The 11689-nt window shown below is 73.1% G+C and carries 6 protein-coding genes; 3 read left to right on the top strand and 3 right to left on the bottom strand.

What is annotated here, in order from left to right:
- Positions 1-15: 15 nt before the first annotated feature.
- The 3 genes from JHE00_RS25920 to JHE00_RS25910 are packed head-to-tail and all read left to right on the top strand — an operon-like array spanning position 16 to position 7869.
- Positions 16-4023: a hypothetical protein gene (locus JHE00_RS25920; protein ID WP_200322816.1), complete on the top strand. Its 4008-nt coding sequence runs from the start codon at positions 16-18 to the stop codon at positions 4021-4023.
- 10 nt (positions 4024-4033) lie between these two features.
- Positions 4034-4876: a hypothetical protein gene (locus JHE00_RS25915; protein WP_200322814.1), complete on the top strand. Its 843-nt coding sequence runs from the start codon at positions 4034-4036 to the stop codon at positions 4874-4876.
- The gene (locus JHE00_RS25910) at positions 4861-7869 is read left to right on the top strand and encodes an AAA family ATPase (RefSeq protein WP_307832112.1); all 3009 of its coding nucleotides are present in this window, start codon (positions 4861-4863) and stop codon (positions 7867-7869) included. Before JHE00_RS25915 ends, JHE00_RS25910 begins: the two co-directional genes overlap by 16 nt.
- 49 nt (positions 7870-7918) lie before the next feature.
- On the opposite strand, the gene JHE00_RS25905 is transcribed toward JHE00_RS25910, so the two are convergent.
- The 3 genes from JHE00_RS25905 to JHE00_RS25895 all read right to left on the bottom strand — a co-directional run bounded on the left by JHE00_RS25905 (position 7919) and on the right by JHE00_RS25895 (position 10978).
- Positions 7919-8416, bottom strand: a complete 498-nt coding sequence (locus tag JHE00_RS25905) for a sigma-70 family RNA polymerase sigma factor (protein WP_200322812.1) — start codon at positions 8414-8416, stop codon at positions 7919-7921.
- A 165-nt stretch (positions 8417-8581) separates the two neighbouring features.
- Positions 8582-8845 (bottom strand): hypothetical protein, encoded by a 264-nt coding sequence (locus tag JHE00_RS25900; RefSeq protein WP_200322810.1) that lies wholly within the window; start codon positions 8843-8845, stop codon positions 8582-8584.
- A gap of 273 nt (positions 8846-9118) precedes the next feature.
- Positions 9119-10978: an Hsp70 family protein gene (locus JHE00_RS25895; RefSeq protein WP_307832111.1), complete on the bottom strand. Its 1860-nt coding sequence runs from the start codon at positions 10976-10978 to the stop codon at positions 9119-9121.
- Positions 10979-11689 lie beyond the last annotated feature (711 nt).

Below are 11689 nucleotides of genomic sequence, written 5' to 3'. Positions count from 1 at the left end.
GAGTGAGGAGGCGGAGTGGACGAGTCGATCACGGTGGAACGCGTCCGGCACGCGCTGGTCGTCGGCAAGCTCGACGCGGACGGCGCCGCGGTGCTGCTGGCGGCGAACCTGCCCCACAAGCGGGACCGGACGTTCGTCGTGGTCGGTGACTCCTCCGTCGGCGCGATGACCAGGCTCGACCCGTGGGTGCTCGCCGACCTCGCCGACGAGGCCAACGGCGACCTGTGCGTCGTCGCCCCCGACTTCGGCGCGATGGGGCAGGACGGGACCCTGCCGCCCGCCAGGCTGCTCGCCGACCGGCTCGGCGTCGAGGTCACCGCCGCGGACGGGACGCCGGTGGCGCTCGCCGACGGCAGCGTGTTCGTCCCCGGCCGCAGCGCCGGCTGGGTGTCCTACCGCCCCGGCGGCACGCGCACCCGCGTCGGAGCCCGGTTGCCCGCGCCGTGGTGGCAGGACGGTCTGCCCACGCCGTCGGAGGACAGCATCTCCGTGCCGGTCGGGCTGTGGGTGCGGCGTCCCGGTGCCGGGGAACGCCCCGCCGACCCGCTGCTGCGCCGCGTCCCCGACCCCGACCGCATGTACGTCGTGCTCGGCGCGCCGGGGGAGCGGCCGCCCGAGACAGGCGTGGTGGTGGAGGTGCTGCGCTCCCTGCCGGACGAGAACAGGGACCGCGCCGTGCTCGCGTGGTACGGCACCGGCGGCACCGCGCAGGAGGTGGCCGAGGAGCTGGGCGCGCCGATCCGCGTGGCGCACGGCGTCCCCGGCGACGGCGGGCTGGTCCACTCCGACGATCGCGGTGAGGTGCGCTGGCGCCCGTTCGCCGTGGAGAGCGTGTACCGGCCGGGCAGCGCGCCCGTGCTGGACCGGTGGGTGGCGCCGCCCAGCCTGGCGCTGGCCGAGCCGGGCTCCTACCGGCTGACCGACGGCTGGCGGGTCGACGTGGTGCCGCGCGGCCTGGTGGTGCGCCCCGAGTCGAGGAACCTCGACCTGTCCGGAATGGCCACAGTGGACACCGGTCCGCACGCGGACGTGGTGTTCGTCGCCGACGGCCCCGTGTCCGACGAGGCTCGCTCGGCGTTCGACCGGCTCCTGCGCGAACTGCCAGCCGACACCAGGAAGATCCTGCGCATCCTGCCTGCCGACGCCGCATCCGAGGAGGCGCTCGCCGAGATCGAGGCGTCGGACCGGGTGGTCCCGGTCGCCGAGCAGGACCAGCCCGCGATCGCGTCGACGTCGACGCGGACGGCCGCCCAGGCTCCCCGGGGAGCGCTCGTGGTGACCGCCGACGGCAGGCTCCGGCCCGCCGAGCCGATCCTCGCGCCGGTCGCCGACGACGACACCAGCGTCGACATCCAGGACGGGGTGCTCACTGTCGCACCGTCCACCAGCGGTGCCGCCGAGGCGTCCGCGGCCGGGAAGCCGGAGCAACCCGCCGCGGAGCCCGGTACAGCGGTCGAGATCCAGGGCGGAGTCCTGACCGTCGACGAGAGCGAGCCCGATGCGGACATCCCGGCCGTGGCGGCGGCCGCGGTCGCGCCGTCGGTCGTCCCGCGGACGCCGCCGGTCCCGCTGCCGGACTCCGCCGCGAAGCCGCGCGTGGGCACCGGGTCTGCACCCGCGTTTCGCGCGCCGTCGACGCCGGTGCCGGATTCTGGCGTGAAGCCGCGCGTGGGGACTGGGTCCGCGCCCGCGGGCCGCCCGCCGTCCGCACAGTCCACACCATCGACGCAGTCCACGTCGTCCACGTCGCAGACAACGTCCATGCCGTCCGGGCCGGGCGCCGCCCCGGTCGGCCCGGGGGCGCCCCCGCCGTTCGTCCGTCGGCAATCGGCCGCGGCACGCACGCGCATGTCCGCCCCGGCCGGTCGTCCCTCGTCCAGCGGGCAGCCTGCGGCCGGTCCTGGTTCGCCCGGTGCCGCGGCGGCGCGGACGGACCTGCCGACTCATCCGGGTGGCCAGCCTCAGGCGAACCCCGCGGCGGGCGCAGGGCGCCCGGGCGAGCGGACTCCGCCTGCCGGCAGGCCGTCGATGAGCGCACCTCCGTCGGCCGCGCGCGCCCCGGCCGGTCCGGGGGCACCCGATTTGTTCGCCGCTCAACAGTCCGTGGAGCCCGAGCGGTCCGGTCACGTGTCCGCCTCGACGGCGCGGTCGTCCGCCGAGTTCCAGGCTCCGCCCTCGCGGATCACGGCGGAGCTCGGCGCGAACGACGACACCCGCGAGTTCCCGCAGAGCGAGTCCGCCGCAGCCACCGACCAGTCCCACGACGGGCCGGTCGCACCCGTGCCCGGGGCGGCGCCGCGTTCGCCCGGTGTGCCCACTCCGCCGGGAGGTCAGGCGCGGATCGCTCCTGAGCCCGAGGGAACGGCAGCAATCGTGGGCGCATCCGGTGGGCAGCCACCCACCCGTGCTTCCGCCGCATCCGCGCCGTCCGGCCCGCCACCGGCCGTGACCCGGCCGGCTGCCGCCGCGCAGGCACCTGCGGCCGAGCAGGCGTCCTCGGCGACACCCGCCACGCCAACGCCGACCGCGACACAGGCACCCGTCGCGCCGGTGTCGAGCGTGGCGCAGCGCCCCGCCGCCCCGGACGCGCAGGCACCCGTTGCACCGGCGCCGAGCGGGACCGCGCGGCCTGCCGCCGCGGACGCGCACCCGCCCGTCGCACCGGCGCCCAGCGTGGCGCAGCGCCCCGCCGCCCCGGACGCGCAGGCACCCGTCGCACCGGCGCCGAGCGGGACCGCGCGGCCTGCCGCCGCGGACGCGCACCCGCCCGTCGCACCGGCGCCCAGCGTGGCGCAGCGCCCCGCCGCCCCGGACGCGCAGGCACCCGTCGCACCGGCCCCGAGCGCGACCCCGCGGACTGCCGCCGCGCAGTCGAGGGCAGTGCCGTCGACCCCGGCTCCTGCCGCACCGGCGCCGAGCGCCGCTTCGCGGCCTGCCGCCGCGGACGCGCACCCGCCCGTCGCACCGGCGCCCGCGGGCCCTCGGACCCCCGTCGCCTCCACGCCCGTCACGCAGGCCGCGGCACAGGCGCCCTCCGCCACCGAGCCGGTCCCCACCGCGCAGCAGGCACCTCCCGCGGCGCAGGAGCCCGCCGCGCCTCCCGCGCCGCAGGCGGCAACGAACGCCGCCGCCACGGCGGAGGAGACCGCGGCGACGGCGGACTCCGTCACCGGACTCCTCCCGGGGCGCGCGGCCCTCCAGGTCACCGTCGAGACACCCACCGCGGTCCCCTCGGCCGCACCCGCGGCGGACACACCTCCGGCCGTCGCGCCCACCGCCGAGGAGCCCGCAGCGCCGTCCACCGGCGAGGCCACCACGGCCGCCCCCTCCGAGACGACTCCCGCCGAGACCCCCGCCGCCCCCGCCGCCCCCACCGCGGCCATCGAGGTGCCCGAGCACGCCCGCAGCACCACCGAACAACGGCGCGCCATGCGCGGCAGGCTCGGTTCCCGCTACGACGTCGCCACCCGTGCCGTCGCGCAGCTGCTCTCCGAGCGCCCCGGCCTGCGCTTCGGCTCGGGCGATCGGTCGGCGCTGCTCGCCGAGCTCGCCGTCGTCCGAGTGTTCGCCGACGAACCGGACGGCGCCTACGACGCCGACTTCTACACGTGCCTCGCCGACGGCCTGCGCAGACTGCCCACGGCCAGGACCGTGGTCGTGCGGGGCATTCCGGAGGGCACCGACGTCCAGCCCGAGTCGGTCCTGCGCCTGCCCACGCCCGTGGTGGCCGCGCCGCTGACGGCCAGCGTCGCCGGTCCCGCCGAGGCGCTCATCTGGACCACCACCGCCCGCAGGCTCGACGGCCTGCGCGACGAGGGAGGAGCCGAGGTCGTGCTGTCCGGCCACACGCGGCTGCGCGTGCTGGCCGTCGAGACCACGCCCGTGCGGCGCGTGCTGCTCGCCGAGGACGGCTCCGCGGGCGAGGCGGCGCTGACCCGCCTGCGCGCGGCGTCCGCGGCGAGGGCCGCACCCGCCGAACCCGTGCCGGCGAGCCGGTGGTTCGGCCCGCTCCCGGCGGCCTGAGGAGGCGACCATGGACCAGCACCAGAAGTTGCTCGGCTTCGCGGGCACGGCGCCGGACGGCTGGCTGTTCGTCGCGCGCGAGGCGCTCGCCGACGGCGACATCGGCAGGCTCGACGAGCTGCTCACCGCTCTCGCGGAGTCACCGGCCACGCCGCGCAGGCACCTGTTCATCCCCGAGCCACGTGGCCACGAGGCCGCCGACCGCGCACTCGTCCACGCGATCAGGAACACCGCGACCGCCTGCTGGGCGACCATGCGCGACGGCACCGATCGCGTGCACCTCGTGCAGGCCGAGACCGGACACGCCGCCATCGCCGCCGCCGCACAGCAGGCGCTGCTGAAGTCCGGTGTGGACACTCCAAGGGTCGAGGTGTTCGAGCCGGGACACCCGTTGCCCGGCTACCACGAGCAGGCCCTGCTCGCCTCGACGCTGCTCTGGTCGGCCGAGCCCGGCACGCCCGTGCACGTGGCCCGCGCGTTCGACGGCGCCGGTGAGGACGGGCCGTGGTTCGCCTCCGACCACGAGCTGGTGGTCGATCCGAAGGTCCGCAGGCGGTTGCTGGACTTCCTCGCTGGCGGAGAGGTCGTGCTCGGCGCGGACAGCCGGATGACCGACATCGTCTCCGGCTCCGCGGGCACGGTGCCCGCCGATCTGCGCTCCGACGGCACGTGGGTGTGGTCGGAAGCCACCCGCTACTACCTCGACCGCTACCAGTTCGCCCCGGATCCCGAACTGGCCGGGCACGCGCTGGAGACCCAGCCGGGTGACCGGTTGAGCCCACTCACCCGGCATCGCGTGCGCGCGGCGCTGAACCCCATCGATCAGGAGGGCCCATCGTGGCGAGCAGGATGACCGGCGTTCGCTCCGTGCTCGGGGTGTCACCGTCCGAGCCGGACTGCTACCGCACCATCGGCGACGCGATCAGTGCGGCGCGCGACGGGGACGTGATCTCCGTGCGGCCAGGGGTGTATCCGGAGTCGATCGTGCTCGACCGCGACGTGACGCTGTCCGGGTCCGGTCAGGCCGGGGACGTGCGGGTCGAGTCGTCGGGTGACGCCGTGCTGCGGGCGACCGTCGAGCACGCCGAGGTGTCGGGCATCGAGTTCGCCCACTCCGACGGTGAGGTCGCCGTCGACGTGCGGTCCGGGATGCTGAACCTCGACGAGTGCGTGGTCGGTGCCGAGTCCGAGGTCGCCGTGGTGGCGCGCAAGGGTTCGCAGCTGCGGCTGGGCGGCACCACGGTGCGCAACCCTGGCGGCGCCGGGGTGCTGGTGTTCGACGGCGCGAAGGCCGAGCTCACCGGCTGCACGTTCACCTCCGTCGGCACGACGGCGGTGGTCGCCCGCTCCGGCGGCGCACCGACCATGGTCAACTGCGTGGTGACCGAGGCGAAGGGCGCGGTGCTCGCCGCCGACCAGGGGCTCGGCGAACTGCGCGGCTGCCGGATCGAGAGCATCTCCGGCACCGCGATCGTGGTCGAGGAACGCAGCAAGCTGACCGTCAGCGACACCCAGGTGTCCACCGTGGACGGTGTGGCGCTGCTGTCGGCGGGTGGGTCGCGGCCGGTGCTGAGGGACTGCCGGATCGCGGGCACCACCGCCCAGGCGATCGTGGTGGTGCAGGACGCCTACGCCGAGCTGGACCGGGTCGTCGTGGAGGGTGCGCGCGGGCACGCCGTGCAGGTGCTGGACTCCTCGACGGCCGACCTCAACGAGTGCGTGGTCACCGGCGCGGGCCACGACGCCGTCGTCGTGGGCGGCGACGCCTCGGCCAGGCTGGCCGGCTGCCAGATCACCGGCGGCTCCGGCGGCGGGATCGTGGCCGAGCAGCAGGCCACGGTGAGCGTGCGCGACACTTCGGTCGTCGGCGCCGCCTCGGCCGGGCTGACCGCCCGGAACCAGGCGCGGCTCGTGATCGAGGGCGGCGAAGTGCGCGAGTGCCAGACCGGTGCCCTGTGGCGCGACCACGCCGAGGGCTCGATCAACGGCGCCGTCGTGCGCGACAACCTCGGCGACGGGATCTCGGTGCTCACCGACCAGCCCGTGGACGTCGCGGGCTGCAGCGCCGACCGCAACCTCGGCAACGACACCCGACTGCCCGGCGGTACGGGACTCCCGGAACCCGGCGGGTCCACAGAGGACGAGAAGCCGCCGTCGCGCTCCGACGGCGACGAGCTGGACGGGCTGCTCGAGGAGCTGTCCGCGCTCGTGGGGCTGGACGGCGTGAAGCGTGAGGTCGAGACGCTCGTCCGGCTGCACCAGATGTCCGAACGGCGGGCCGCGGCCGGGCTGCCGTCGCCTCCGCTGTCGCGGCACCTGGTCTTCACCGGCGCGCCCGGTACCGGTAAGACCACCGTGGCGCGGCTCTACGGCCGCATCCTCACCGCGCTGGGCGTGCTGCGCTCCGGCCAGCTCGTCGAGGTGGCCCGGCCAGACCTGGTCGCGTCGGTGGTCGGCGGCACGGCGATCAAGACCACCGAGATGTTCAACAAGGCCATCGGCGGCGTGCTGTTCATCGACGAGGCCTACACGCTGTCGGCGGGCAACGGCTCCTCCGGCGGACCGGACTTCGGCCGCGAGGCGATCGACACGCTCGTGAAGCTGATGGAGGACCACCGCGACGAGGTGGTGGTGATCGTCGCCGGCTACACCAACGACATGCGCTCGTTCCTCGCGGCGAACCCCGGGCTGTCGTCGCGGTTCTCGCGCACAATCGAGTTCGCCGACTACTCCTCGGCCGAGCTCGTCACCATCGTCGAGGGCCTGTGCGGCAGCCACGACTACCGCCTGGAGTTCGAGACCCGCGCGGCGCTGCACACCTACTTCACCGATCTGCCGCGCGACTCGGCGTTCGGCAACGGCCGCACCGCGCGCAAGGTGTTCGAGGAGATGCTGGGCAGGCAGGCGTACCGGCTGGCCGACGACCCCGACGCCGGGCACGTCGCGCTCACCAGACTCCTTCCCGCCGACCTCGGGCCGCTGCCCGGCTCGTCCGTCGGCGCGGGCGCTGGCCGGGCCGACGAGGAGCGCATCGAGCAGCTGCTCGGCAAACTGCGCGCGCTCGTCGGGCTGGACGAGGTGAAAGCCGAGGTGTCCGACATGGTCGACCTGCTCGCGTCGGCACGACGGCGGCAGGCGGCCGGCCTGCCAGCGCCGTCGGTGAGCAGGCACCTGATCTTCGCGGGTCCGCCCGGTACCGGTAAGACCACCGTCGCGCGGCTCTACGGCTCTCTGCTCGCGGCGCTGGGCGTGATCGCGCAGGGACAGGTCACGGAGGTCGCCAGGGCCGATCTGGTGGGCGAGTACGTCGGGCACACGGCGCGCCGCACCACGGAGGCGTTCGACCGTGCCAGGGGAGGGGTGCTGTTCATCGACGAGGCGTACACGCTGTCGTCGAGCAGGGGCGCGGGCCACGACTTCGGCCGCGAGGCGATCGACACGCTCGTGAAGCTGATGGAGGACCACCGCGACGAGGTGGTGGTGATCGCGGCGGGCTACGAGCGGGAGATGGCGGGCTTCCTCGCCGCCAACCCCGGTCTGTCATCCCGGTTCAGCCACCGGGTCCGCTTCGCCGACTACACCGCGGACGAGCTCGTCACCATCGTCAACCAGCATGCCACGGAGTCGGGCTACGAGTGCACGGGTCCGACGGTGGCGGCTCTGCGCACCCACTTCGCGAACATGCACCGCGGCGACTCGTTCGGCAACGGCCGCTATGCCAGGCAGGTGCTGGACTCGACCGTCGCCCACCACGCGCGTCGCACGCGGTCGCTGACCGACCCGACGATGGACGACCTGTGCGTGTTGCTGCCCGAAGACGTGCCGACCCCGCCGCGCGCGGAGTAGCGCGGCGGGGCCGGCACGTCTTCGAGAGTCGTGGAGAGTGGTCGCGACCTCAGGCCGCTTCGAGCTGAACCGTGGAGCGCAGTGTCCGCAACGCGTTGTGCAGCCTGCTCTTCACAGTTCCCGCGGGGATTCCGAGCACTTTGGCCGCGGACGTCGCGGTGCGGTCGGCGTAGTACACCTCGACGAGCGTGTCCCGGTGCACCGGCGGCAGGCCGTCGAGGATCTCCCCGACGACCATGCGGGTCTCCACTTCGTCGGCGGGCTGCTGGATGATCGTGTACTCGAACCCCTGCTCCGGCAGTTCGACCTCGGAGGGCCGAGCGCGGCGGACGCGGTGCTGATCGATGGCGATGTTGTGCGCGACCCGCATCAGCCACCCGCGAACGGAGCCGCGATCCTCGGTGAGCCGGTCGAGCCTGCGCCACGCGCGTACCCAGGTTTCCTGGACGACATCTTCGGCGGCGTGCCGATCGCCACCGGTGAGCCGGGTGGCGTAGGAGTGCAGAGCGGCGCCATGTACGCGCACGATGTCCTCGATGGTGACCATTTTCTGACCTCGCCCGTATCGCGTTGCCCTTGTGGACAAAGCTTCTCGCCGGAACGGGTCGAAGTCGCTGGGACTATCCCTCCACGCGGGGGAGTTAACCCGCGTCCACGCGTAGGGATAACCCCATTGACCCCTCCGGCGAGGGGCGAGCGCGGTGGTCGTGGGTCAGAACTTGACCCACATCTGCGTGGTGCTGCCCACGCCCCGGCAGTCGACGGGGCGGCCGGGGTAGTCCTGGCGGGCCTGTACCTCACAGATGGTGTGGACGTACTTGTTGTTTCCCTCGAACCACTTGACGTAAACCCAGGAGGCCTGGGTCTCGACCTGCTGGGTGCCGGTCTCGGCGGTCGCGGCTAGCGCGGGCGCGGCGGTGGCGAAGCCGAAAGCGGCCAGCGTGAGGCCGACGGTGGTCACGAGTTTGCGCATCATCAGTTCTACCTCGAATTCTCGGTGAAGTGCCGGGCTCATTGCCCGCATTCGCACGGTATCGATCATCGTCGCGAATTGGCGCCCGCCGAGTGCGAACAGGTACGAATCCTGTCCTCAGGGCACAGAATCGTCGTCGGTGCGCGTTTCTCTCGGTGCATTGTGGAGCCTGCCGGAGGATTTTTTCGTGGCGATACCGAGATTCTCCGGACCGGACCGGTGTGTGACGACTCCACTCTGGACGTCACACTCCGGTCGCGGATCGCACCCGCTGGATCAGGGCACGGCGGCGCACGGGGTCGCGTCGGAGTCCTCCGCGACGTCGGCTTCCCAGCGGATGTTGCGGAAGGTGGCGTCGAACGGACCCTCGGAATACACGACGAAAGGAGTGTCCACCTGGGTCGGGTCCAGACCCTTCTCGACGAAACAGCGCAGTGGGATCTTGACCGTCCGCTGCTCGCCGACCGGCAGCTGGCCGAACAGGTTGGTGGTGTCCAGCGTGCCGCCGCACGGGTAGCGGCAGTGCGCGCCGACGGTCGACGGGCCGGTCGCGGCCTCGTTGACCTGCACGTCGAACACCAGTGCGCCGTTGCGCTCGGTGTAGCCGGACAGGTCCGGGTACTCGTTGACCGACTGGAGGTAGACCTGACCTGGGGACTCGCCCCGCCACATCACCCGCAGCCCGTCCTCGATGTTGGCCTCGATCGCCTCGTGGCTCACGGCCTTGCCGACGACCTCGCTGCCGCCCCAGTTCTCGTTGGAGCCGATGAAGGCGTGGTACTGCTCGGCGAGCTCGTTGTCGAACAGCGTCAGCGGGGTGTCCGGGTTGGGTCGTCCGCTGGCCTGGCCGCCGTCGTTCTGCAGCGCCGTGCCCGCCGGAGCGCCCGCGGGAACCACGTCGGAGTCGTCCACGATCAGCGTGGTCACCAGCACCGCCGCCGCGGTGACGGCCCCGCCGGCCAGCAGGGCTCCCCACCGTCCTCGGCGCGACACCTTCCTGGTGGGAGCGGGTGTGATCGGTTCCGCGCCGTCGGTGCCGCTCGCGGCCTCGGGCGCCTGCCCGGCGGCCGGGGCGCCGGAGGCGGCGCGGGTGGCGGCGGTGGCCGCGCCGAGTGCCACGGTGAACTTCGGGTGCTGGGTGACCCGCACCGGCTTGTCGAACTCCTCGAACACGAGCTGGTTCACCAGCGGGATCCGCGAGGACCCGCCCGCGAGCAGGACCGCGGAGAGGTCGTCGGGGTGCAGTCCCGCGGACGAGACCGTGCGGCGCAGCGCGCCGACCGTGAGCTCCACGGACGGCCTGATCACGGCGTTGAACTCGCGCCGGGTGATCGTCAGCTCGCGCGGTCCCGACGGCAGCGGCACGGTGATCGTGACGTCGGGCTCGGTTGACAACGAGATCTTGGTGCTCACGCACAGCGAGCGGATCTGGGCCAGCGCCTCGGCCGCCGTGGGGTCGGCAGGGTCGAGCCTGCTGATCGCGCCCTCGAGCCGTGCGTCGAGGTGGGAGAGCAGGGCGTCGTCGAAGTCCATGCCGCCCAGGTGCTCGATGCCCTCGGGCGTGCCGAGGATCTCCATGCCGTCGGAGCGCATGCGCAGCACCGTGGTGTCGAGCGTGCCGCCGCCGAGGTCGTAGACGGCGACGACCTCGCCCTCGCCGAGCGTGCGTTCGCGGCTGTAGTGCGTGGCCGCCGCCTCCGGCTCGGTGATCACGTGGGCGTCGTCGAGGCCCGCGAGCCTGGTTACGTCGGCGAACTGCTCTCGCCGGTAGGGACCCCAGATGGCGGGGCAGGTCAGCGCGATCGAAGCGGGCGCGCCGCCCATCGCGCCGATGATCTGGTCGAGCACGCCACGCAGCTGCGCGGCCATCAGCGCGGTCGGTGAGTACGCCGCGCCGCCGAGCAGCAGTGGGGTGGGGTCACCGAGCCGTCGCTTGAACCCGCGTCCGAGCCGCGCCGGGTCGGTGGCGGCCTGCTGGGCCGCGGCTCCGGTGAGCAGGCTGCCGTCGGGCGCGTGGTAGGCCAGCGACGGGATGACGAACCCCTCGGACAGTGGCGCCATCCGCGAACCCGACTGGTCCCCGATCGCGGCGGAGGTGAACGTGGTGCCGAGATCTATGCCCACCGCGTAGTGCACGACGAAACCTCCTTTTTCCCGTCTGCTGCCCGATATCTCGGCGCTACCGGCAACCCGGCGTGACCTGCTGTGCCTGGCCGGACCGGCCAGTCATCACTAGGATGGAGCAGTATCGAGGCGCTCATAGTTACTCTCCGAAGTTGATCAGCGAGTCTGCGACTAGTGTGGTCCCGGCTTCGCGGTGGCACCAGTGGCACTGCGTCCTGCGAACACCCCATGCGCCGTCATGGTGGATATTCTGGACTCCGGCGGGGTTCCGTGAGCGTATGCACCGGGAATCCGCCCAGCTCGGAGGCCTGGCGGGCGTTCGTCGCCATCACGTCCACTCCTCGCGAAATCCGTCTCGCCGATACCGCTGCTGGCAACGAAGGCTAGTCTCGACCGCGCCGTCGCGGCATGGTCGAGACCTGTCGGTGCGCTCCCTACAATAGTGACGCCCGTCCCGGGGGTGGAGTTGCCACCGGTGTCGTAATGACCCGGTTACCTGGCACCATGCCGGACCGCCCGCGGGAGCCTGCCGCTCTCGGCGAGGCGTGCCGTAGCGGCCTGGTTCGCGAATTCGCCCGGCAGCTCGTATCGCCATATGACACTGCGTCATATGTTCACCCCAAGGAATGTCATGGGGGATTGATGACGTGGTTGCACTGGCAGTTGTGGGCTGGTGGCGCTGTGATTGTGGCATGACTTCCACGGCAGTGATCGATGTTGAGC

Source organism: Prauserella cavernicola, from assembly GCF_016595675.1.
Lineage (GTDB): Bacteria > Actinomycetota > Actinomycetes > Mycobacteriales > Pseudonocardiaceae > Prauserella_A > Prauserella_A cavernicola.
Note: the sequence above shows the minus strand (reverse complement) of the source record. Positions and strands in the feature narration are given on the sequence as shown.